The organism is Pseudomonas morbosilactucae (assembly GCF_023241665.1).
In the GTDB taxonomy this organism is placed as follows: domain Bacteria; phylum Pseudomonadota; class Gammaproteobacteria; order Pseudomonadales; family Pseudomonadaceae; genus Aquipseudomonas; species Aquipseudomonas morbosilactucae.
In genome coordinates this window covers 198,878-221,228 of record NZ_JALQCX010000028.1, presented here as the reverse complement: position 1 = coordinate 221,228, position 22,351 = coordinate 198,878, and the positions used below count along the sequence as shown (strand labels likewise).

Sequence of the window (22,351 nt, the reverse complement as noted above, 5' to 3'; positions counted from 1 at the left end):
TAGGAGTTGGCTTGCCAGCGATGGCGTCAACGAGCCTTGCGCCATATTCACAGGCCCCATCGCCGGCAAGTGGGCAAACAAAAACCCGCACGGGGCGGGTTTTGTTTTTAGCCGTGGCTGCGGTTAGTCAGCCAGACGCCAGGTGGTTCCACCTTTGCCGTCTTCCAGGATCACGCCCATGGCGGTGATCTGGTCGCGGATACGGTCGGATTCCGCCCAGTTTTTGTCGGCACGGGCTTGCAGGCGAGCCTGGATCAGCGCTTCGACTTCGGCGCCATCGACCCGGCCTTCGGCACCGGCCTGGAGGAAGTCATCGGCCTCCAGTTGCAGCACGCCCAGCACGCTGGCCAGTTCCTTCAAGCGCGCCGCCAGACCGGCTGCGGCATTCAGGTCGCTGTCACGCAGGCGGTTGATCTCGCGCACCATCTCGAACAGCACCGCGCAGGCTTCCGGCGTACCGAAGTCGTCGTTCATCACCTGGGTGAAGCGCTCGACAAAGGCTTCGCCGCCAGCCGGCGCCACGTTCGGCAGGCCTTTCAACGCATGATAGAAACGCTCCAGGGCGCCCTTGGCGTCCTTGAGGTTGTCTTCCGAATAGTTGATGGCGCTGCGGTAGTGGCTGGACACCAACAAGTAGCGCACCACTTCCGGGTGGTACTTGTCGAGCACGTCGCGGATGGTGAAGAAGTTGTTCAAGGACTTGGACATCTTCTCGCCATTGATGCGAATCATGCCGCAGTGCATCCAGGCATTGGCGTAGGTCTTGCCGGTGGCGGCTTCGCTCTGGGCGATTTCGTTTTCATGGTGCGGAAACTCGAGGTCGCTGCCGCCGCCATGAATGTCGAAGGTCTCGCCCAGGCAGCAGGTGGACATCACCGAGCATTCGATGTGCCAGCCCGGACGCCCGGCGCCCCACGGCGACGCCCAGCTCGGCTCGCCCGGCTTGGCGGCTTTCCACAGCACGAAGTCCAGCGGGTCCTGCTTGGACTCGTCGACTTCGATCCGCGCGCCGATGCGCAGGTCTTCGATCTTCTTGCGCGACAGCTTGCCGTAGCCCATGAACTTGCCGACGCGGTAATACACGTCGCCGTTGCCCGGGGCGTAGGCGTAACCCTTGTCGATCAGGGTCTGGATCATTGCGTGCATGCCGGGGATATGGTCGGTGGCACGAGGCTCCATGTCCGGCTTCTTGATGTTCAGCCGGGCTTCGTCCTCGTGCATCGCCGCGATCATGCGCTCGGTCAGCGCTTCGAACGCTTCACCGTTCTCGTTGGCCCGATTGATGATCTTGTCGTCGATGTCGGTGATGTTGCGCACGTAGGTCAAGTCGTAGCCGCTGAAACGCAACCAGCGGGTCACCAGGTCGAACGCCACCATGCTGCGGCCGTGGCCCAGGTGGCAGTAGTCGTACACGGTCATGCCGCACACGTACATGCGCACCTTGTTGCCGTCCAGGGGCTTGAAGACTTCTTTGCTCTTGGTGAGCGTGTTGTAGATCGTTAGCACGTTAGTTCCTTGACTGAATCACTGACCCCAGGAGTCGCGCAGGGTCACGGTACGGTTGAATACCGGAGCACCTGGTTTCGAGTCCTTGATATCCGCGCAGAAGTAACCTTCGCGCTCGAACTGGAAACGGTCTTCCGGCTGTGCGTTGCCAAGCGATGGCTCGGCACGACAACCAGTGAGCACTTGCAGGGAGTCAGGGTTGATGTTGTCGAGGAAACTGGCGCTGTCTTCGGCCTTTTCAGGGTTCGGCGAGCGGAACAAGCGATCGTACAGGCGCACTTCGCACTCGATGCTGGCAGCGGCCGGCACCCAGTGGACCACGCCTTTGACCTTGCGGCCTTCAGGGTTCTTGCCCAGGGTATCCGGGTCGTACGAGCAACGCAGCTCGACGATGTTGCCGTCGGCGTCCTTGATGGCTTCGTCGGCGCGGATCACGTAGCTGCCGCGCAGGCGCACTTCGCCGTTCGGCTCCAGGCGCTTGTAGCCCTTTGGCGGCTCTTCCATGAAATCGTCACGGTCGATGTAGATTTCACGGGCGAACGGCAGCTTGCGCACGCCGAGTTCTTCTTTCTGCGGATGACGCGGCAGCTCGAGGTTCTCGACCTGGTCTTGCGGGTAGTTGGTGATCACGACTTTCAACGGACGCAGCACGCACATGGCGCGCGGGGCATTCGCGTCGAGGTCCTGGCGGATGCTGAATTCCAGCATGCCGTAGTCGACCACGCCGTCGGAACGGTTGGTGCCAACCATCTCGCAGAAGTTACGGATCGATGCCGGGGTGTAGCCGCGGCGGCGGAAGCCCGACAGCGTCGACATGCGCGGGTCGTCCCAACCATTCACGTGCTTCTCATCCACCAGTTGCTTGAGCTTGCGCTTGCTGGTGATGGTGTAGTTCAGGTTCAGGCGACTGAATTCGTACTGGCGCGGGTTGGCCGGCACTGGCAGGTGCTCGAGGAACCACTCGTACAGCGGACGGTGGCTTTCGAACTCCAGGGTGCAGATCGAGTGAGTAATGCCTTCGATGGCATCCGACTGACCGTGGGTGAAGTCATAGTTGGGGTAGATGCACCACTTGTCACCGGTCTGGTGGTGATGGGCGTGGCGGATACGGTACATGATCGGGTCGCGCAGGTTCATGTTCGGCGAGGCCATGTCGATCTTGGCCCGCAGCACCCGTGCACCGTCCGGGAACTCACCAGCACGCATGCGGGCGAACCAGTCCAGGTTCTCTTCCACCGAACGCTCGCGGAACGGGCTGTTCTTGCCCGGCTCGGTCAGGCTGCCGCGGTATTCCTTGGCTTGCTCGGGGGTCAGGTCGCAGACGTAGGCCTTGCCCGCCTTGATCAGTTCCACGGCCCAGTCGTGCAACTGGTCGAAATACTGCGAGGCATAGCGCACTTCACCGGACCATTCGAAGCCCAACCACTTGACGTCGCTTTCGATGGCGTCGATGTATTCCTGGTCTTCCTTGGCCGGGTTGGTGTCGTCGAAACGCAGGTGCGTGACACCGCCGAATTCCTGGGCCAGGCCGAAGTTCACACAGATCGACTTGGCGTGGCCGATGTGCAGGTAGCCGTTGGGTTCAGGGGGGAAGCGGGTCACGATCTGTGTGTGCTTACCCGAGTCCAGGTCCGCCTGGATAATCGGGCGCAGGAAGTTGACCGGCACGGCCGGTCCAGTCTTGGAATTCGAGGTAGGGTCGACAGTGGGCTTGCTCATAGGATCCTTGAACGTACAAGTGCGCGGCCAGGTGCGGCCTGATAAATCAAAACGGCTATCATAGCCGATGCTGTCAAGCGCCTGACAGCACCGCTGCCAAAACTGCCCTTATTAATGCAACTCAATTGAAAAAACAGCCTCGAATTTCACAGCTGTCACGCTAAACTGCGCACCTTGGCCGCTATGCGCCAAACCGGTTCGGGCCCGCAGGCGGCATCCGCGCCCCGAAACCCACGAATTCCTTGAATGAGTAATGACCATGACCCAAGTCAAACTGACCACCAACCACGGCGAGATCGTGCTGGAACTGAACGCCGAGAAAGCCCCGGTCACCGTGGCCAACTTCGTTGAATACGTTAAGGCCGGCCACTACGAAAACACCGTATTCCACCGGGTGATCGGTAACTTCATGATCCAGGGCGGCGGTTTCGAACCAGGCATGAAAGAAAAGAAAGACAAGCGTCCAAGCATCCAGAACGAAGCCGACAACGGTCTTTCCAACGACAAGTACACCGTGGCCATGGCCCGCACCATGGAGCCGCATTCGGCCTCCGCCCAGTTCTTCATCAACGTGGCTGACAACAGCTTCCTCAACCACAGCGGCAAGACCGTTCAGGGTTGGGGCTACGCGGTGTTCGGCAAAGTGGTTGCCGGCAACGAAGTGGTCGACAAGATCAAAGGCGTGGCCACCACCATGAAGTCCGGCCACCAGGACGTACCAGCAGAAGACGTGATCATCGAGAAAGCCGAGATCATTGAGTGATATTGCTGATTTCAGATTTGCATCTGGAAGAGGAGCGCCCGGACATTACCCGGGCGTTTCTGGATTTACTCGGCGGGCGAGCCCGCGAGGCAGAGGCGCTGTACATACTCGGGGACTTCTTCGAGGTGTGGATCGGCGACGACGCCATGACCCCCTACCAGCTTTCCATTTGCCAGGCATTGCGGGATCTGAGCGATAGCGGCACGCCGATATTCCTCATGCATGGCAATCGCGACTTCATGCTCGGCAAGGCCTTTTGCAAGGCCGCGGGCGCCACTCTGCTCAAAGACCCGAGCGTCGTCGACTTCTACGGCGAACCGGTGTTGCTGATGCACGGCGACAGCCTGTGCACCCGTGATGAAGGCTACATGCGCCTGCGTCGCTACCTGCGCAACCCGCTGACGTTGTGGGTGCTGCGCCATCTGCCCCTGCGCACCCGGCACAAGCTGGCGCGCAAGCTGCGCAATGAAAGCCGCTCGCAAACGCGGATGAAGGCCAACGACATCGTCGATGTGACCCCGGACGAAGTGCCGCGGGTGATGCGTGAGTTCGGCGTGCGCACCCTGGTGCACGGCCACACTCACCGCCCCGCCATCCACAAGTTGCAAGTCGGTGAACACGCCTCCAAGCGCATTGTGCTGGGAGACTGGGATCGACAAGGCTGGGCGTTGCAGGTGGATGAACAAGGCTTTCACCTGGCAGCGTTCGACTTCGTACCAACGCAACTGGCGTTGCCTGGCTCGCCCTGAACGGACGCCTTCGCTGGCAAGCCAGCTCCTACAACGAATTAACGACCGTAGGAGCCGGCTTGCCGGCGATTGACCCTCAATGCCCCCCTGAAGCCGGCCCCGCCTTGGCGGCAAACGGCGGTTTGGCCAGCCACACCAGCAGGATCAAGCCCATAAACACCCACCCCAGCAACGTGAAGTAATCCACGGTCGACAGCATGTAGGCCTGGCTGGTCAGCACCTGGTCCAACTGCGCGTAGGCCTTGGTGCCCGCGCCGCCCAGGTTGTTCAGCGCCTCGCGAGTGGCTGGGTCGAAAGTGCTCAGGCTTTCACTCATGTAGGCATGATGCTGATCGGCCCGGCGAATCCAGATCCAGGTGGTCAGCGACGCCGCAAAGCTGCCGCCCAGGGTCCGCAGGAAGGTCGCCAACCCGGCGCCATCGGCAATCTGGCTGGGCGGCAAGTCCGACATCAGGATGCTCAGGGTCGGCATAAAGAACAGCGCCACGCCAATCCCCATGAACAGCTGCACCAGGGCAATGTGCTGGAAGTCCACTTCATTGGTGAACCCGGCGCGCATAAAGCAGCTCAGGCCGATGGCCAGGAACGCCAGCCCGGCCAGCAGGCGCAGGTCGAACTTATGGGCGTACTTGCCGACAAACGGTGACATCACTACCGGCAGGATGCCGATCGGCGCCACCGCCAGCCCCGCCCAGGTCGCGGTGTAGCCCATCTGGGTCTGCAACCACTGGGGCAGGATCAGGTTGATGCCGAAGAACCCGGCGTACCCCCCCACCAGCACAATGGTGCCAATGCGGAAGTTGCGGTGGGCAAACAGCCGCAGGTTGACCACTGGGTGGCGATCGGTCATTTCCCAGATCACGAACACCGCCAGGGCCACCACCGAGATCAGCGTGCCGATGATGATGAAATTGGACTCGAACCAGTCCAGGTCATTGCCCTTGTCGAGCACCACTTGCAGCGCCCCGACCCCAATGATCAGGGTCAGCAGGCCGATGTAGTCCATGGGCTGGCGACTGGTCACCACCGGCCGCGCTTTCAACTGCTGACGGACGACCCAGGCGGCGAACAAACCAATGGGCACGTTGATAAAGAAGATCCACGGCCAGCTGTAACTGTCGGTAATCCAGCCGCCGAGGATCGGCCCGGCAATCGGCGCCACCACCGTGACCATGGCCAGCAACGCCAGGGCCATCCCCCTTTTGGCCGGTGGATAGACGGCAATCAGCAAGGTCTGGGTCATCGGGTACAACGGCCCGGCCACCACCCCCTGGAGCACCCGAAAGCCCACCAACTCGGGCATGGAGGTGGAGATACCGCAAAGAAACGAGGCCAGCACGAAGAGGATGGTGGCCCAGATAAACAGCTTCACCTCGCCGAAACGTCGGCTGAGCCAACCGGTCAGGGGCAAGGCGATGGCGTTGCTCACGGCAAACGAGGTGATGACCCAGGTGCCCTGCTCGGAACTCACCCCCAGGTTGCCGGAAATGGTCGGCAAGGCCACGTTGGCGATGGTGGTGTCGAGCACCTGCATAAAGGTCGCCAGCGACAGGCCGATGGTGCTGAGCAACAGGCTGGGCGGCGTGAAAGAGGCGTTATTGCTCATCGCAAATCCTTGGAAACGAGGCAGGTGCTGCGACCACCAGGGCCGCAGCAGGCGGATCGGCGAATCAGCGCTGGGCGGTCTTGCCGATGGCAGCGCTGTTGTCGTGGATCAAGCGAGTGATCAGGGCATCCGCTTCACCCAACTGACGGTCGTAGACGTTGGTGCTGAAGGACGCCTTCTGCGGCGGCTGCTGGGCCAGTACCGGGCCACTCTGGTCGCGCAGGTTGACGCTGACCTGCGTCGACAGCCCCACTCGCAACGGGTGCTTGGCCAGTTCTTCGGCATTGATGTGCACGCGCACCGGCACCCGTTGCACGATCTTGATCCAGTTGCCGGTGGCGTTCTGCGCCGGCAGCAAGGCAAAGGCACTGCCGGTACCCGCGCCCAGGCTGTCGATGGTGCCGCTGTACTTCACGTCGCTGCCGTAGATGTCGGCTTCGATGTCCACCGGCTGGCCGATGCGCATGTCACGCAGCTGGGTTTCCTTGAAGTTGGCGTCGATCCACAGTTGGTCCAGGGGAATCACCGCCATCAGCGCGGTGCCCGGCTGGACTCGCTGGCCCAGTTGTACGGTGCGCTTGGCCACGTAACCGGTCACCGGGGCGATCAAGGTGCTGCGGGCGTTGGTCAGGTAAGCCTGGCGCAGTTGCGCGGCGGCGGCCTGCACATCCGGGTGGGACGACACCACGGTATCGTCCACCAAGGCATTGGTGGTGTTGAGTTGCTGCTGGGCATTGGCCAGGGCGTTCTGCGCCGAGGTCAGGTCGTCGCGAGCGTGGGAGAGTTCTTCCTGGGAAATCGCCCCGCTGGCCGCCAAGTTCTTACGGCGATTGAAGTTGTCCCGGGCTTTCTGCACTTCGGCCTTCTGCGCCGCCACCTGGGCGCGCATGCCATCGACGTTGCTGTACAGGCCACGGACCTGGCGCACGGTGCGGGCCAGATTGGCCTCGGCACTTTGCAGGCCGACCTGGGCATCGTTGGGGTCGAAATTGATCAGCACCTGGCCTTCATGCACCAGGTCGCCGTCGTCGGCGCCGATGCTGACCACGGTGCCAGTGACCAGTGGGGTGATCTCCACCACGTTGCCGTTGACGTAGGCATCGTCAGTGCTTTCATTCCAGCGCCCGTAAAGCTCGTGCCAGGCGAACACGCCCACGCCACCGAGGATGACGATCAGCGCCAGCCCCAGCAACATGACTTTGCGCTTGCGCGAATTGCCTGCGTCCTGGGTGTTTTCAGCTGTTTGAGTGTCGGCAGTGGCCATGACAATTCCCTCTAATTATTCAGTCTGCGTGGCGGCGGTCGGGGTGGCCGAAGCCAGGTTGCCGGGCTCGAAGCCACCCCCCAACGCCTGCATCAATTGGATCGACAAATCGATTTGCAGGGCATTCAAGGTCGCCAGCTGGCGCTGGGCCTGCAGCAGTTGCTGCTCGATGCTCAGCACGTCCAGATAGTTACCAATGCCCGAGCCGAAACGCTGGACCACGGTGTTGTAGGAGTCCTGGGCGATGTCGGTGGCGTGTTGCTGGGCGGCGATCTGCCGACCGGTGTCACGCAACTGGCCGAGGGTGTCGCTGATATCCCCCAGCGCACTGACCAGGCTCTTGTTGTACTGCGCCACCGCCAGGTCGTAGTCGGCGTCACGAGCATCCAGGTCAGCCCGCAGGCGCCCGCCGTCGAAGATCGGCAACGACACGGTCGGCGCGATATTGAAGAAGCGACTGGCGGACCCGAACAGCGCATCCCCGAGCAACGACTGGGTGCCGGCGGCGGCACTCAGGTTGAGGTTGGGGTAGAAGCGGGTCTTGCCGGCGGCGATGTTCTTGCTCGCCGCCTCCACACGCCAGCGGGCGGCGATCAGGTCTGGCCGGCGCCCCAGCAGTTCGGCCGGCAACACCGCTGGCAGGGCCACGGCACTGGCTTGCAGGACTTTGGGACGGGCGATGTCATGGCTGCGATCCGGGCCTTTGCCCAGCAGTACGGCCAAGGCGATGCTCGCGCTCTGCAGCTTTTTCTCGGTATCGATCAGGCTGGCCTGGGCACTGGCTTCCAGGCTTTCGGTCTGCTGGTACTGGTACTGGCTGTCGATTCCGGACTGCAGGCGACGGCGGCTCAAATCGAGCATCTGCCGGGTGCGCTTCAGGTCTTCCTGGGCCAGGTCGTGGAGGATGTGGGCCTGGCCCAGGTCGCTGTAGGCTCGGGCCACGTCGGCAGCCAACGTCAGCTGGGCGGCCTGGCGATCGACCTCGGCGGCACGGGCTTGGCCCAAAGCGGCTTCCCAGGTGGCACGCTGGCCACCCCAGAGGTCGAAGGTGTAGTTGAAGTCCACGCCCAGGCTGCGCAGGGTGCTGTAGGCCCCGCCCTGCCCCAGCGGGTCCTGGTCACGGGCCAGGCGCGAACGGCTGACACTGCCGCTGGCATCCAGGGTCGGCATCCGCGAAGCGTCGGCGGCATAGGCCGCGGCGCTGGCCTGGTGGGCGCGGGCGCTGGCGATCTGCATGTCCGGGCTGTCACGCAGGGCTTCCTGGATCAGGCCATCCAACTGCGGGTCGCCCAGGCTTTTCCACCAGTCGCTTTTCGGCCAGGCCGCCGGCGACAGGGTCACGCCGCTCAGGGACTGCCCGGCCTTGAGGCTGTTGGCCTCCAGGTTCTGGCCTTCAGTGGTCAGGCCGCTGTAGCTGGCACAACCGGCCAGGCTCATGGCTAACAGCACCAGGCTGGCTCGGTTACGCAAGGTTTTACTGCTCATTTATCACCTACCCGCAGCACGGTGATCGGGTCACCGGCCGCCAGCAAAATTTTCTTGAGGATCTGTTCCAGGGTGTCCAGCTCTTGGGCACTGATGGCGCCGGCCAGCTCGTTCATCGCCTCGGCGCCGATGTACGGCAAGCGATCGGCGAGCGCCTGCCCGTCCACGGTGAGCACCAGTTGCACCTGGCGCCGATCGCCTTCGGAACGTTTGCGAGCCAGGAAGCCCTTCTGCTCCAGCCGATCGAGCATGCGGGTCATCGAACCGCTGTCCAGGGACAGGTAGCGGCACAGCTCCGCCGGGGTGTCGACGCCGAACTGGGCCATGATGATCAACACCTTGAACTGCGCCGCGGTGATGCCGTGGGGTTCCATGTGGGTGTCGATGATCCGGTCCTTGAGCAAGGCGGCGCGGCCCAGCAGTAATCCGAGATGGCAATGGAGGAAATTTTCCGGAGTGAAGTGCTTCATCTGGCCACCAAATAGCTGCCTAGGCAGAGAGTGTGTGTCGAGATGTTACTGCCTAGGCAGCGAATGTCAAAACAATTATTAGCTTGCTTTGTATTTTGCTGATCAGCGGCCAGCCGCCAGCACCCGCTCCTGACTGACAGGAGCGGGGGGATGGCAGACGGGGTTAGAAGTCGCGCTTGTAGAAGATGTCCAGGGAGCTGGCGATACCGCTGGCCGCTTCCAGATAGACCTTCTTGCTGAGCTTGTAGCGCAGGGCGATGGTGTTGGCCGGCTCAAACACACCGACGCCGTAGCGCAGGCTGAGCTTCTCGGAGATGTTGCCGCTGGCGACCACACTGGTGGCGGTGCCGCTGCCCTGGGTGTCGAGCTGAAAGTCCTGGATCCCCAGATTCTTGGCCAGCCCGCCGGTCAAGTCGGCGCTGCCCATCAACCCCAGGCCCAGGGCAGCCTGGGCCAGCATGTTGCTGTCTTCACCGGTGGTGCTCAGCGGGCGCCCCAGGACCAGGTACGACAGTGCCTGCTCCTGGCTCATCGCCGGCTCGGAGAAGATCTGCGTGGTGGGCTGTTCGGCGCTGCCGCTCAGGCGGATCCCGGCGATCACGTCGTCGGTCTGGCGCACTGCTTCGATGTCCAGGTACGGCTGGTCGAGGGGACCGGCAAACAGCAACCTCGCGCGGCGCACCGTCAGGCGCTGGCCGTAGGCACGGTAACGCCCGTCGTTGAGCCACAACTCGCCGCGGGTGTCCATGTTGTCGCCAATGTGCACATGCCCCTGAACGTTGGCGGTCAGGCCGAAACCGGCAAAGCTGAGCTTGTCCTCGCCCACCACCACATCGATGTCCATGGCCATGGCCAGCGGGGCTTTGCCCTCATCGGTCTGCTGCCCAACGATCACCGTGTCGTCCGAGACCTTGACCGTGGATGGCGGCAACTCACGAATGGTGATCTCGCCCTTGGGAATCTGCACTTTGCCGGCGACCGCCAGTTGGTCGCCCTTCATGGAAATTTTCAGGTCCGGCGCCACTTCAAGGGCCGCATAGGGCTCCACGGTCACCGGCAACTGGCTGCCCTTGAGGTTCAGGTCCACCAGCAGCGCCTGGCCCCAGGCAACCTGGCCATTGAGGCTGCCCTGCCCGGCCTTGCCGCTTTTCCAGGTGCCGTTGAGGAGCAGGCTTTCACCGGCAATCTGCGCCTGGACCTGCAAATCCTCCAGGCTGGTGGGCAATTCCGCGCCCGAGACTTGGCCATCGCTGAGGGTCAGGGTGCCATTGACCTGGGGCGCCAACAGCCCGCCGGACAAGCGCCCGCTGCCGTTCAGGTTGCCCGCGAGCTTCTCCACCATCGGCACAAAGGGCCGCACCACGGCCAGGTCCAAGCCGCTAAGGCGAAACTCACCGGACAACGGCTTGTTCTTGGGCAACGGATTGATCTGCGCCTGGACCATCAACTGGCCCAGCTTGCCGCCATTGAACTCCAACTGGCTGTCGATGCGCCGTGGCGCCAAGGTGGTGTTGAGCTTCAACGCCTGATAGGGGAAGTCCAGCCATTGGTCCTTTTCCCGTACCCGCAGGGTGCCGCCGCTGGCATCCACGAGGATCTGGCCCTTGGGCCCGCTGGCCGGCACGTCCAATTGCACATCGGCATTGAGCAGGCCCTTCCAGGCAAAGTCCTTGGGCAGCCACTGGGCCAGGCTGTCGATGGGGAAGCGCTTGAGGTGATAGCGCAGCTTGGGATCAGGCATCAGCCGCTGATCTTCGCCGCAGAGGCTGGCGTCGCCACTGGCCCAGCAATGGGCGCCGAAATTCAAAGTGCCCGTGGCCAGGTATTCCAGCTTGGCCGGGCTTTGCAGCTTCCAGTCCTGGCCACCGGTCTGCACATCGCCGCTGGCCAGGCGCCCGCGCCAGTTGCCTTGATTGAGCACGCCGTCCAGCCCCAGGACCAGCTTCAACAGCGGTCCTTGCAGGTTCAGTTGCAAGGCCTGGTTCTTGATGTCGCCCTGGCCGGCCAGGGTCAGCGTGCCCAGCTGGGTGTCGCCGACCTGAATCCCGCTGCCCTTGAGGTCGACCTTGGCCCGCTGGCTAGCGTCCAAGCGCGCATCGAGCTTGAGGGCCTGCAGACGGTTGTCGGCATACGCCAATTGCTGGCCCGACAGGTCGAGCTGGCCCTGGGGCGCCTGCAAGGTGCCGGCGACATCCAACCGGCCATCGAGCTGGCCACGCAATTGCGGCCAGAGCTGGCCCAGGCGCGGCATCTTGATCTGCACCTGCCCCGCCAGCTTCTGCTGCAGGCTGCCGGAGCCGTTGATGCGGTTGTCTCCCAGGCGGATGTCCAGGGCGCTGAGATTCCACTGCTGGCCCTGGCCGTCGGCCTTGGCTTGCAGCACCGCCGGCTGGCCACGCAATTTACCCTTGAGGTCGAGGTTGGCGTTGAGCTTGAGTTGCTCATTCTTCAGCTCGCCCTGACTGTGCAAAGGCCCGGCCAGGGTACCGGGCAGCTCGGCCAGCCAATAGGCCGGGTTAAGGGCAGACAGGTCGAGCGCGGTGTCCCAGGCGATACCATCGGCAAACTGCAGGTTCAGGTGGCCCTCGGCCTTGCCCTGCCCGGCCACCAGCTTGAACTCCGGCAGAAAGATCTTTGTCAGGTCGCCACTGAACGGGCTGCTCAGGCTGAATGCGCCAGCGGGGCCGTCCAGGTCTCCCTTGAAGTTGCCGAGGTAGTTGCCATCGCGGTAGGACACTTCGCCGTTGAAGGTGCGCAAGGCCACGGCCGGTTCGTCGATCAACGGATAGAGGCGGTGCCAGGGGAAGTCTTTCCAGAGCACCTTGCCCTCGGCCGAGAAACTTTCACTCCAGTCCAGTTGCCCGGACACCTTGAGCTGCTGCTGGTCATTGGCGGTCAGGTCCAGGGCGGCGATCTGCGCCCCCTTGGCATCGACCCGGCCTTGCAGGGCCAAGGCCACCGGCCCCTGTTCGGCGGGCAAGCTGGCGCTGCCCAGCAGTTGATAGCCGTTTTTCAGGTCGCCCTGGCCCGTCAACTGCAGTTGATTGAGTTGCAGGGTGTCTGGCAGGTCGGCGCTGGGCTTGAAGCCGTCGGCGGTGATACGCACCTTGGCCGGCAGGTTGTCCGCCAGGGCTTGCAACTCGCCGCTCAACTGCCCTTGCAGGTAACCGCTGCTGTCGGCATTCAACTTGAGGGTCTTGAGCAGCTCGCCTTCGACCTTCAGTGCCAGGCTCCAGGGCTGATTGCCCGGGGCCGGCAGCGTAAGGTTGCCACTGGCGGTCAGCGGCCAGTCACCCTGGGGTTGCAGCAGCCCGCTCAGATCCAGGCTCAGGTCATCGCGTTGCAGGTGCACCGAGTCAATCTGCAAACCCTTGACTGTCCAGTGGGCGGCCAGTTGCAGCCCCCGGAGTTCTTCAGTGCCGTTGAACACCAGGCTGCCGACTCGCACCTGCCCCAGCTCGATGGCCAGCGGCAGTTGCAGGTCCGGCAGGCTGATGGGGCCGCTGCTTTCTTCGGTGCCGGGGGGAAATTGCAGGCTGACCTGCTCCACGTCCAGTTGCTCGATGCACAGGGTCATGCGCAGCAGGCACAGCGGCGACCAGGCAAAGGTCGGCGCTTGCAACTCGACCCGGCTGCTGCCCTGTTGCCACAACAGGTACTCGGCGCTCCAGTGCCCGCCGAGGCGCCCGGCAAACTGCTCCACGGTCAAGCCCGGCACGCGGGCCAGGGCCCAGCGACTGCCGGCCTGGGTCCCGAGGATCAGCGTCACGGCCAGGACCAATCCCATCACTAGCGCCAGAAGCGCCAACAGGGTTATTTTCACACCACGCTTCAAAGCTCCGGCCCCATGGAAAAGTGCAAACGAACGCCGCCGTCATCGTCCAGCGCATGGGCCAGGTCAAGACGAATCGGCCCCACCGGCGACACCCAGCGCACGCCCACGCCGACCCCGGTCTTCAGGCTGGGCAGCTCCAGCTTGTTGAACGAGTTGCCCTGGTCGACAAAGGTCGCGATGCGCCATTTTTCGGCGATGGAATATTGGTACTCAAGGCTGCCGGCCACCATGTAACGCCCGCCGATGCGATCACCGTCGGAGTTCTCCGGCGACAGGGTCTGGTAGTCATAGCCGCGCACGCTCTGGTCGCCACCGGCGAAGAACCGCAGCGACGGCGGAATCGACTTGTAGCCGTTGGTGGCACTGCCGCCGAACTGCACTCGCCCGAGGAAGCGATGGTTGTCCCACACCGTGGTCAGGCCCTTGAGCAGCACGGTGCCGTACAGCAGATTGGTGTCCGACAGCAGCCCTTCCTTGGCCACCTTGGTGTCGAATTGCAGGCGGTAACCGTTGTGTGGATCGATGCGGTTGTCACTGCGCAGGTAGGAATAGCTGACGCCCGGCATCAACAGGTTGCTCAACCCCGAGTCATCCCCCAGGCGATACTCCTCACGCTGCCATTTCAGAGACACCACCCGCTGCCAGCCACTGGGCAACTTGCTGTGCCACTCGGGGCCGATAGTCAGCAGCTTGCTCAGGGTGTCGGTGTTGGCGATTTCTTCATTCTGATAGCCGCCAGCGAAGCGCAGCTTGTCGGTCAGGGGCGGGTCCAGGGGCACGTCGTACCAAAGGCCGACGTTCTGCCGAGGTGCTGAGACCTCCGCCTCCCAGCCGTAACTGTGACCTTGCGGGTTGACCCAGTGCCGGGTCCAGTTGGCCTTGACCCGAGGCCCGACGTCGGTGGAATACCCAAGCCCCAGGCCCATGGTCCGGGGCTTGCGGGTTTCCAGTTGCACGGCCACCGGAATCACGTCATTGCTCGCGGCGGCAGGGGCCGCGTCCACCCGCACACCTTCGAAAAAGCCACTGGATTGCAGGGCCTGGTTGAGTTCGGCGATCAGTTCGGAATCGTAAGGAGTGCCCGCCTTGAACGGCACCATGCGTTGCAGCAGGTCCTCATCGAAGGGCGTGTCACCTGTAAAGTGCACCGGGCCCAAGGCGTAACGCGGGCCACTGTCATACACCAGCTCGATATCGGCGACGCCGGCTTGAGGGTCCACCGCCAGTTGCTGACGGGTGAAACGCCCGCTGAAAAAGCCGTAGCGCGACGCCTGGTTCATGATCAAGCGCTTGGCGTCTTCATAACGCCCATGGTTGAGCACCGCGCCACTTTTCAACTGGTCGCTGCGGGGCACCCGAAAGGCCTTGAGGGAGGCCGCCGGCCCTTCGATGCGCACCGTGACATTGCGCAGGTGCACGGGCTCGCCCGGATCAATGCGGATCAACAACCGGGGCTTGTCACCGCCCCTGACTTCACTGGCAATCTGCGGCTGGTAGTAGCCCAGGGCCTGAGCCGCCTTCTTCGCCTGCTCCTCGGCGCCGCGACTGAAGCGCAGCAAGGCTTCTTCATCACGATCGCCGACGCTGCCAATGTAACCCTCCACATTGGCCTTCAGTTCGTCGTTGGCCGGCTTGACCCGGACATCCAATTCGCTCTGCGCCAACGCCACACAGCTTGTGAACAGCAGCAGAAAGCCGCTGGTGAATCTTCCTGAAAACTTCATAGGCGCGGATGCTATCACGAGCTTGGGAGCGGGATAGAGCGCCCAGGTGCGTTGAAAGTTCGACTCAAACTGTTGCGGTTTGTATGAGCTGGGGGTTGGCGTGAAAAAACACATGCTCGCGAATCGGCCCCACGGCGATCTCGCCAACCTCTTCATAACCCTGGCGTTTATAGAATTCCAGGTAACGCGGGTTGCCCGTATTGAGCACCACGCCCTGGGAGTGCTGGTCCACGGCGCACCAGTTATGCACCGCCGCCAGTAACTGCTCGCCGTAATGCTGGCCCTGAAACTGCGGATGAATCCCCAGCAGCGGCAAGACATGCACCGAATCGCTGGGCAGGCAGGCACTGATGGCCGCGTGGTATTCCAGGTAGCGCCGCGTGCAACGAAACCCGGCACTGAGCACCATGCGCAGGCGCCAGGCCCAGCTTTCGGTAATCCCCAGGCGCCGTTGCGGTGGGGCGATCAAGGCCAGGCCAACCAGGCGATCGTTGACCAACAGGCCAATGGCCGGCAGGTCCTGAAGAAAATGCTGTTTGGTCAACTCGCGAACCGTGGCCCGCACCCGTTGCTCGTAACCGGGGTGCTCGGATTCAAAGATGTAGCCAAACGTCGGCTCATGCCGATAGGCCTGGTACAGCAAGGAGCGCGCCTCGCGGGAATAACCGCTGTCGAGCATGTGGACGTCGGCGATGACCGTGGATGTGTCAGGCATGGCGGTGAATCTCCCCTGGACCCGGTTCAAATGGCCGGGCTCTTGTTGTTACGAGCCTTGCGTACCGCTGATCGTTCCCACGCCCAAGGACATTAGCAGCGCATCCCACGGGCTGCCACGCTGGTGGCCGCCAGACTTGTCGGCTAGCATCGCTGTTTTTGCCAGGACCGCCGACCATGAAAATCGTCTCGTTCAACATCAACGGGCTGCGTGCCCGCCCCCATCAGTTGGCGGCACTGATCGACAAGCATCAGCCGGACGTGATCGGCCTCCAGGAAACCAAAGTCAGCGACGAGCAGTTCCCCCTCGCCGACGTCCAGGCCCTGGGTTACCACGTGCACTTCCACGGGCAGAAAGGCCATTACGGCGTGGCCCTGCTCTCGCGCCAGGCGCCCCTGGAGTTGCACAAAGGCTTCGAAGGCGATGAAGAAGACGCCCAGCGACGCTTTATCTGGGGCACCTTCGCCGATGCCAATGGCCAGCCGGTGACCATCATGAACGGCTACTTCCCCCAGGGCGAAAGCCGCGACCACCCCACAAAATTCCCGGCCAAAGCGCGCTTCTACCAGGACCTGCAGCATTTGCTGGAAAGCCGCTTCAGCAATGAGCAATCGCTGGTGGTGATGGGCGACGTCAACATTTCCCCGGAAGACATCGATATCGGCATCGGTGCCGACAACGCCAAACGCTGGCTGAAAACCGGCAAATGCAGCTTCCTCCCGGAAGAACGCGAGTGGATGGCGCGCCTGAAGAATTGGGGCCTGGTGGACAGCTTCCGCCACCTCAACCCCGAGGTCAGCGACCGCTTCAGCTGGTTCGACTACCGCAGCCGCGGCTTCGAGGACGAACCCAAGCGCGGCCTGCGCATCGACGTGATCATGACCTCCCACGGCTTGCTGCCACGGGTCAAGGCGGCAGGGGTCGACTACGACCTGCGGGGCATGGAAAAACCGTCGGATCACGCGCCGATCTGGCTCGAACTGAGCTGATCCAAGCGGCCTGAACAAGCCCATCCCCGGATGGGCTTTTTTTCGCCGCCAGGTTGCCCGCAGCGGCCGTCACATCGCTGTCACCTCACGGACTTAATCTCGGCGCACGCTCCCTTCCCCTGCACAAGGCCCGCGCCCCATGCCCCGCGCTGCTAACCCCTGCGAACGAGATATCTGGTGTCGAACCATCAGCCTGTTGGTTATCGGTTTCATTTGTTATGCCCTGCCCTGGTCAGTGTTTGCCGCACTGCCCGTGGCCAGCGATTCCGCCAGCGTGCTGCGGGTCCAGGGCTCCAACACCATCGGCGCCAGCCTGGGGCCGGCCCTGGTCAAGGGCCTGCTGGAAGAACAAGGGCTACAGAAGATCAGGATCGAGCGCAGCGGTAAGGACAATGAACAGCAGATCGTGGCGCAGACCGCCCAGGGCCGTCCGGTGCGCATCGACCTCGCCGCTCACGGTTCCAGCACCGGTTTTGTCGCCCTGAAAAGCGCCCAGGCCGACCTCGCCGCCGCCTCCCGCCCGATCAAGGACAGCGAGCTGGTGGAACTGGAACCCCTGGGCGACCTGAAAAGCCCGGGTGCCGAACACGTGATCGCCATCGATGGGTTGGCGATCATCCTGCACCCGCAAAACCCCTTGGGCACCTTGAACACCGAGCAATTGGCGCGACTGTTCAGCGGCGAGGTCAAGACCTGGGAGGAATTGGGTGGCGTCGGCGGGCCGGTGCACCTGTATGCCCGCGATGAACAATCCGGGACCTACGACACCTTCAAGGAACTGGTGCTCAACCGCCGAGGCAAAACCCTGAGCAGCGCCGCCCGGCGTTTCGAGTCCAGTGAGCAACTGTCCGATGCGGTCAGCCAGGACCGCCAGGGCATCGGCTTTATCGGCCTGCCCTATGTGCGCCAGGCCAAAGCCGTGGCCCTGGTGGACGGCGACTCCCAGCCGATGCTGCCGCTCAACAGCCTGATTGCCACCGAGGACTATCCGCTGTCACGGCGGCTGTACCTGTACCTGCCGCCCAATGGGCACAACCCCTGGGCCGAGGCCCTGGTGAATTTCGCCCAGAGCGCCAAAGGCCAGGCGATTGTTGCCGCCAACGGTTTTATCGCCCAGACCGTGCAAGCCATGAGCGTGCCCCCTAGCCCACAAATGCCCACGGACTATCAGCGGCTGGCGCTACAGGCCCAGCGCCTGACGGTGAATTTTCGTTTTGAGGAAGGCAGCGCCAGCCTGGACAACAAGGCGCGCCAGGATGTGGGACGGGTGCTCGATTTCCTGCGCCTGCAGCACAAGCTCGACCGCCAAGTGACCCTGGTGGGGTTTGGCGATGCCAAGAGCGACCCGGCGCGGGCAGCCCTGCTGTCCAAGCTCCGGGCCATGGCCGTGCGCCGGGAACTGGTGAAAAGCGGCGTGGTGATGCGCGAGATCCGCGGCTTTGGTGCGGACATGCCGGTGGCAGCCAACACCGCCGATGAAGGCCGGATCAAGAATCGACGGGTGGAAGTCTGGGTCTACTGAGACCTGAAACAAACGCTTGCGAGCGCGCCGCCCACGGGTGGTGCGCGCTCACAAGCGGCGATCAATGCCCGCTGCGCAGCATCTCCTTGGGCACGTACTTGCCGATTTCGAACTTGCCGATCGCCGCCCGGTGCACTTCATCCGGGCCATCGGCTAGGCGCAATGTGCGCTGCATGGCGTACATGTAGGCCAGCGGAAAATCGTTGGACACCCCGGCCCCGCCATGGATCTGGATCGCACGGTCGATCACCCGCAAAGCCACATTGGGCGCCACCACCTTGATCTGGGCGATTTCACTCTTGGCCACCTTGTTGCCCACGGTGTCCATCATGTAGGCCGCCTTCAGGGTCAACAGGCGCGCCATGTCGATCTCCATCCGCGAGTCGGCGATCTTGTCGATATTGCCCCCCAGGCGCGCCAACGGTTTACCGAAGGCGGTCCGGTTCACCGCACGCTTGCACATCAGTTCCAGTGCACGTTCGGCCATGCCGATCGAGCGCATGCAGTGGTGAATGCGCCCCGGGCCCAGGCGCCCCTGGGCAATTTCAAAGCCACGGCCCTCGCCCAGCAGCACGTTCTCGTAAGGCACACGGACGTTTTCAAACAGCACCTCGGCATGGCCGTGGGGCGCGTCGTCGTAACCGAACACCGGCAGCGGCCGCAGGATCTTCACCCCGGGGGTGTCCACCGGCACCAGAATCATCGAGTGCTGCTGGTGGCGCGGCGCGTCCGGGTTACTCAGCCCCATGAAGATCAGGATCTGGCAACGTGGGTCGCAGGCGCCCGAGGTCCACCATTTCTTGCCGTTGATCACCCATTCATCGCCATCACGCACCGCCCGCGCGGCCATGTTGGTGGCATCGGACGAGGCTACATCCGGCTCGGTCATGGCGAACGCCGAACGGATCTCGCCGCGCAGCAATGGCGCCAGCCAGCGCTCCTTCTGCTCTTCATTGGCGTAACGCACCAGCACTTCCATGTTGCCGGTGTCCGGCGCCGAGCAGTTGAACGGCTCCGGCCCCAGCAGCGAGCGGCCCATGATTTCCGCCAGGGGTGCGTACTCAAGGTTGGTCAAGCCGGCGCCCAGTTCCGACTCCGGCAAAAACAGGTTCCACAGGCCTTCGGCCTGAGCCTTGCGCTTGAGCTCCTCCATGATCGCGGTGGGCTGCCAGCGGTCGCCTTCGGCAACCTGGCGCTCGAACACCGCTTCAGCCGGATACACGTACGTGTCCATGAACGCAGTCACGCGTTCACGCAGTTCCTGAACCTTGGGGGAATAGGCGAAATCCATGGGCAGCTCTACCTTTTTTCGAAGGTGATGGGGGGATGTGGGTCTCTGTGGATTCGATGCTAGAACAGGCTACGAAAATTTACCTAACCTATTCTCAGCGTGTATTAACATTCATCACCGATATATGATCGGCTGATCGACAAGGCCCTCCCGCCCTGACAAGACGCCTTAACAATAAGAGTGCAGCGCCATGAATCTGAGCAAGGTCGACCTTAATCTCTTCATCGTTTTCGACGCGATCTACACCGAAGCGAACCTGACCCGTGCCGGGCAGATTGTCGGCATCACCCAACCGGCAGTCTCCAACGCCCTGGCCCGCTTGCGGGAGACCTTCAATGACCCGCTGTTTGTGCGCACCGCCCAAGGCATGGTGCCCACGCCCATGGCCCAGAACATCATCGGCCCGGTGCGCAACGCCCTCTCGCTGCTGCGGGTCTCGGTGCAGGAAAGCCGCATCTTCAACCCGCTGCAGGCGGTCAAGACTTACCGCATCAGCATGACCGACCTCACAGAGGCGGTGATCCTGCCACCGCTGTTCCAGCGCCTGCGCCGCCTGGCCCCGACGGTGATCATCGAGAGCTTCCTGTCCAAACGCCGGGAAACCACCAAGGAACTGGCCGCCGGGCGCCTGGACTTTGCGGTCGACGCCCCGCTCAATACCGACCCTCAGGTGCGCCACGTCAAGCTGATGGAAGACCGCTACGTCTGCGCCATGCGCAAGGGCCACCCCCTGGCGGGCAAAGAGAAATTCACCCTCGACGATTACCTGTCCCTGACCCATATCCATATTTCCAGCCGCCGCAGCGGCCTGGGCCATGTCGACCTGGCCCTGGGCAAAATGGGCATCCAGCGCAAGATTGCCCTGCGCTCCCAGCATTACTTGATGGCCTCCCAGGTGCTGCAACAGACCGACATGGTGATGACCGTGCCGGAACGTTTTGCTCGGCGCCATGAACTGCAGGCCTTCAACTTGCCGGTGAACGATGTACCGCCGGTGGAAACCCACCTTTACTGGCACGAAAGCACCGACCAAGACCCAGCCAACCGCTGGATGCGCGAACAGATGATCGAGCTGTGTCAGCAAGTCACGGCCCATGAAAAGAAGCTCGACCAGCAAACGGCTTGAGTGCGATTCGCTGGCAAGCCGGCTCCTACAGGAATGGGTAGGAGCTGGCTGGCGAGTGCTATCCACGGACATTGCTTGACGTATACGTCAAGCAGGAATTAGCTTAGCGCCAAGACTTTCCTTGAGCGCCTCCATGAGCAGCCAGACCTACAGCATTTCCGACCTCGCCCGCGAGCTCGACATCACCACGCGGGCCATTCGCTTCTATGAAGAACAAGGTCTGCTGGCCCCCGAGCGCCGCGGCCAGGAACGCATCTATTCGCCCCGGGACAAGGTCAGCCTGAAGCTGATCCTGCGGGGCAAGCGCATCGGGTTTTCCCTGGCTGAATGCCGAGAACTGATCGAGCTCTACGACCCCAGCAGCGGCAACCTGAAACAGCTGCACAGCATGCTGGCGAAAATCAGCGAGCGCCGTGACCAACTGGAGCAACAGTTGCTGGACATCGAACAGATGAAGCTGGAACTGGACACCGCCGAAGAGCGCTGCACCCAGGCCCTGGAACAGACCATCAAGAATCAGCAAGCCCCTCAATAACCCCCTTTTCGGCACTGCGAGCTCCCCTGCTCGCCTTGCATCCGCACAGGTACCCGCCATGTCACTGCCAACCCACGTACGCCTGATCGAAGTCGGCCCCCGCGACGGCCTGCAGAACGAAGCCCAACCCATCAGCGTCGACGACAAGGTGCAACTGGTGGATGCCCTGAGTGCTGCCGGCCTTGGCTATATAGAAGTGGGCAGCTTCGTCTCGCCCAAATGGGTGCCGCAAATGGCCGGCTCGGCCGAGGTGTTTGCCCGCATCCAGCGCAAGCCGGGCGTGGTCTACGGCGCCCTGGCCCCCAACCTGCGCGGCTTTGAAGACGCGCTGGCCGCCGGGGTCAAGGAGGTGGCGGTGTTCGCTGCGGCCTCTGAATCCTTCTCCCAGCGCAATATCAACTGCTCCATCAGTGACAGCCTGGCGCGCTTCGCCCCCATCATGGACGCCGCCAAACAGCATGGCGTCAGCGTGCGCGGTTACGTTTCTTGCGTGCTGGGCTGCCCCTACGAGGGCGACGTAGCGCCGGAACAAGTGGCCCTGGTGGCCCGCGAGCTGTACGCCATGGGCTGCTATGAAGTGTCCCTGGGCGACACCATCGGCACCGGCACTGCCGGCGCCACCCGCAAGATGTTCGAGGTGGTGGGCGCACAGGTGCCAAGGGACAAGCTCGCCGGGCACTTCCACGACACCTACGGCCAGGCCATGGCCAACCTGTACGCCAGCCTGCTGGAAGGCATCGCGGTGTTCGACAGCTCGATTGCCGGCCTCGGCGGTTGCCCTTACGCCAAGGGCGCCAGCGGTAACGTCGCCACGGAAGACGTGCTCTACCTGCTCAACGGCTTGGGCATCGAGACCGGGGTCGACCTGGATCAGTTGCTCGTGGCCGGCCAGCAAATCTGCAACGTATTGGGCCGCCCCACCGGCTCCCGTGTGGCCAAGGCCCGTAACGCCGGCTAAGCCCTGTGCGCGACGGGTGTTACCGCTCCCCGTCGCCGCGTAGCAAAAACGAGTAACACGGAAACAGTTTGTCGATTTTGTAGCGGAACAGTCG

Annotated in this window: 17 protein-coding genes; 7 read left to right on the top strand and 10 right to left on the bottom strand. The window is 62.9% G+C overall.

Annotation, left to right across the window (positions count from 1 at the left end; genetic code table 11):
• Nucleotides 1-123 precede the first annotated feature (123 nt).
• Together cysS and M1B35_RS16260 are read right to left on the bottom strand one after the other, a co-directional pair.
• Nucleotides 124-1,506: a cysteine--tRNA ligase gene (cysS, locus tag M1B35_RS16265; protein WP_268262511.1), complete on the bottom strand. Its 1,383-nt coding sequence runs from the start codon at nt 1,504-1,506 to the stop codon at nt 124-126.
• Nucleotides 1,507-1,524: 18 nt separating this feature from the next.
• On the bottom strand, nt 1,525-3,225 hold the full coding sequence (locus M1B35_RS16260; protein ID WP_268262510.1) for a glutamine--tRNA ligase/YqeY domain fusion protein: 1,701 nt from the start codon (nt 3,223-3,225) through the stop codon (nt 1,525-1,527).
• Nucleotides 3,226-3,484: 259 nt separating this feature from the next.
• Between M1B35_RS16260 and M1B35_RS16255 the strand changes: the two genes are divergently transcribed.
• Together M1B35_RS16255 and lpxH are read left to right on the top strand one after the other, a co-directional pair.
• Nucleotides 3,485-3,988: a peptidylprolyl isomerase gene (locus M1B35_RS16255; protein ID WP_123336092.1), complete on the top strand. Its 504-nt coding sequence runs from the start codon at nt 3,485-3,487 to the stop codon at nt 3,986-3,988.
• Nucleotides 3,985-4,737: a UDP-2,3-diacylglucosamine diphosphatase gene (gene lpxH, locus M1B35_RS16250; protein ID WP_123335481.1), complete on the top strand. Its 753-nt coding sequence runs from the start codon at nt 3,985-3,987 to the stop codon at nt 4,735-4,737. The genes M1B35_RS16255 and lpxH overlap by 4 nt, the downstream gene beginning before the upstream one ends.
• A 76-nt stretch (nt 4,738-4,813) precedes the next feature.
• On the opposite strand, the gene M1B35_RS16245 is transcribed toward lpxH, so the two are convergent.
• From M1B35_RS16245 to M1B35_RS16215, 7 genes are all read right to left on the bottom strand, one after another.
• Nucleotides 4,814-6,343: a DHA2 family efflux MFS transporter permease subunit gene (locus M1B35_RS16245; protein WP_268262509.1), complete on the bottom strand. Its 1,530-nt coding sequence runs from the start codon at nt 6,341-6,343 to the stop codon at nt 4,814-4,816.
• Nucleotides 6,344-6,407: 64 nt separating this feature from the next.
• Nucleotides 6,408-7,607, bottom strand: a complete 1,200-nt coding sequence (locus M1B35_RS16240; RefSeq protein ID WP_123335477.1) for an HlyD/EmrA/EmrK family protein — start codon at nt 7,605-7,607, stop codon at nt 6,408-6,410.
• 15 nt (nt 7,608-7,622) lie between these two features.
• Nucleotides 7,623-9,092, bottom strand: a complete 1,470-nt coding sequence (locus M1B35_RS16235; protein ID WP_268262508.1) for an efflux transporter outer membrane subunit — start codon at nt 9,090-9,092, stop codon at nt 7,623-7,625.
• The gene (locus M1B35_RS16230; protein ID WP_123335473.1) at nt 9,089-9,562 is read right to left on the bottom strand and encodes a MarR family winged helix-turn-helix transcriptional regulator; all 474 of its coding nucleotides are present in this window, start codon (nt 9,560-9,562) and stop codon (nt 9,089-9,091) included. Before M1B35_RS16230 ends, M1B35_RS16235 begins: the two co-directional genes overlap by 4 nt.
• Before the next feature lie 163 nt (nt 9,563-9,725).
• The gene (locus M1B35_RS16225) at nt 9,726-13,397 is read right to left on the bottom strand and encodes a translocation/assembly module TamB domain-containing protein (RefSeq protein ID WP_268262507.1); all 3,672 of its coding nucleotides are present in this window, start codon (nt 13,395-13,397) and stop codon (nt 9,726-9,728) included.
• Nucleotides 13,394-15,121, bottom strand: a complete 1,728-nt coding sequence (locus M1B35_RS16220) for an autotransporter assembly complex protein TamA (protein WP_123335469.1) — start codon at nt 15,119-15,121, stop codon at nt 13,394-13,396. Before M1B35_RS16220 ends, M1B35_RS16225 begins: the two co-directional genes overlap by 4 nt.
• 64 nt (nt 15,122-15,185) lie before the next feature.
• Nucleotides 15,186-15,836 (bottom strand): GNAT family N-acetyltransferase, encoded by a 651-nt coding sequence (locus tag M1B35_RS16215; protein WP_123335467.1) that lies wholly within the window; start codon nt 15,834-15,836, stop codon nt 15,186-15,188.
• Nucleotides 15,837-16,012: 176 nt separating this feature from the next.
• On the opposite strand from M1B35_RS16215, the gene xthA reads away from it, so the two are divergent.
• Together xthA and M1B35_RS16205 are read left to right on the top strand one after the other, a co-directional pair.
• Nucleotides 16,013-16,825: an exodeoxyribonuclease III gene (gene xthA / locus M1B35_RS16210; protein ID WP_268262506.1), complete on the top strand. Its 813-nt coding sequence runs from the start codon at nt 16,013-16,015 to the stop codon at nt 16,823-16,825.
• 139 nt (nt 16,826-16,964) lie between these two features.
• Nucleotides 16,965-18,347: a substrate-binding domain-containing protein gene (locus tag M1B35_RS16205; RefSeq protein WP_268262505.1), complete on the top strand. Its 1,383-nt coding sequence runs from the start codon at nt 16,965-16,967 to the stop codon at nt 18,345-18,347.
• Nucleotides 18,348-18,408: 61 nt separating this feature from the next.
• On the opposite strand, the gene M1B35_RS16200 is transcribed toward M1B35_RS16205, so the two are convergent.
• Nucleotides 18,409-19,638: an acyl-CoA dehydrogenase gene (locus tag M1B35_RS16200; protein ID WP_123335462.1), complete on the bottom strand. Its 1,230-nt coding sequence runs from the start codon at nt 19,636-19,638 to the stop codon at nt 18,409-18,411.
• A 190-nt stretch (nt 19,639-19,828) separates the two neighbouring features.
• Between M1B35_RS16200 and M1B35_RS16195 the strand changes: the two genes are divergently transcribed.
• The 3 genes from M1B35_RS16195 to M1B35_RS16185 all read left to right on the top strand — a co-directional run bounded on the left by M1B35_RS16195 (nt 19,829) and on the right by M1B35_RS16185 (nt 22,257).
• Nucleotides 19,829-20,764, top strand: coding sequence for a LysR family transcriptional regulator (locus M1B35_RS16195; protein ID WP_268262504.1), 936 nt, complete (start codon nt 19,829-19,831; stop codon nt 20,762-20,764).
• 133 nt (nt 20,765-20,897) lie between these two features.
• Nucleotides 20,898-21,299 (top strand): MerR family transcriptional regulator, encoded by a 402-nt coding sequence (locus tag M1B35_RS16190; RefSeq protein ID WP_268262503.1) that lies wholly within the window; start codon nt 20,898-20,900, stop codon nt 21,297-21,299.
• Nucleotides 21,300-21,357: 58 nt separating this feature from the next.
• Complete coding sequence (locus M1B35_RS16185; RefSeq protein WP_268262502.1) at nt 21,358-22,257, top strand: hydroxymethylglutaryl-CoA lyase; 900 nt, start codon at nt 21,358-21,360, stop codon at nt 22,255-22,257.
• The last annotated feature ends 94 nt before the right edge of the window (nt 22,258-22,351 follow it).

Excerpts from the sequence above, each read along its gene's own strand:
- M1B35_RS16260 (WP_268262510.1), bottom strand. The coding sequence starts at position 3,225 with ATGAGCAAGCCCACTGTCGACCCTACCTCGAATTCCAAGACTGGACCG.
- M1B35_RS16255 (WP_123336092.1), top strand. The coding sequence starts at position 3,485 with ATGACCCAAGTCAAACTGACCACCAACCACGGCGAGATCGTGCTGGAA.
- M1B35_RS16245 (WP_268262509.1), bottom strand. The coding sequence starts at position 6,343 with ATGAGCAATAACGCCTCTTTCACGCCGCCCAGCCTGTTGCTCAGCACC.
- M1B35_RS16240 (WP_123335477.1), bottom strand. The coding sequence starts at position 7,607 with ATGGCCACTGCCGACACTCAAACAGCTGAAAACACCCAGGACGCAGGC.
- M1B35_RS16235 (WP_268262508.1), bottom strand. The coding sequence starts at position 9,092 with ATGAGCAGTAAAACCTTGCGTAACCGAGCCAGCCTGGTGCTGTTAGCC.
- M1B35_RS16230 (WP_123335473.1), bottom strand. The coding sequence starts at position 9,562 with ATGAAGCACTTCACTCCGGAAAATTTCCTCCATTGCCATCTCGGATTA.
- M1B35_RS16220 (WP_123335469.1), bottom strand. The coding sequence starts at position 15,121 with ATGAAGTTTTCAGGAAGATTCACCAGCGGCTTTCTGCTGCTGTTCACA.
- M1B35_RS16215 (WP_123335467.1), bottom strand. The coding sequence starts at position 15,836 with ATGCCTGACACATCCACGGTCATCGCCGACGTCCACATGCTCGACAGC.
- xthA (WP_268262506.1), top strand. The coding sequence starts at position 16,013 with ATGAAAATCGTCTCGTTCAACATCAACGGGCTGCGTGCCCGCCCCCAT.
- M1B35_RS16205 (WP_268262505.1), top strand. The coding sequence starts at position 16,965 with ATGCCCCGCGCTGCTAACCCCTGCGAACGAGATATCTGGTGTCGAACC.
- M1B35_RS16200 (WP_123335462.1), bottom strand. The coding sequence starts at position 19,638 with ATGGATTTCGCCTATTCCCCCAAGGTTCAGGAACTGCGTGAACGCGTG.
- M1B35_RS16195 (WP_268262504.1), top strand. The coding sequence starts at position 19,829 with ATGAATCTGAGCAAGGTCGACCTTAATCTCTTCATCGTTTTCGACGCG.
- M1B35_RS16190 (WP_268262503.1), top strand. The coding sequence starts at position 20,898 with ATGAGCAGCCAGACCTACAGCATTTCCGACCTCGCCCGCGAGCTCGAC.
- M1B35_RS16185 (WP_268262502.1), top strand. The coding sequence starts at position 21,358 with ATGTCACTGCCAACCCACGTACGCCTGATCGAAGTCGGCCCCCGCGAC.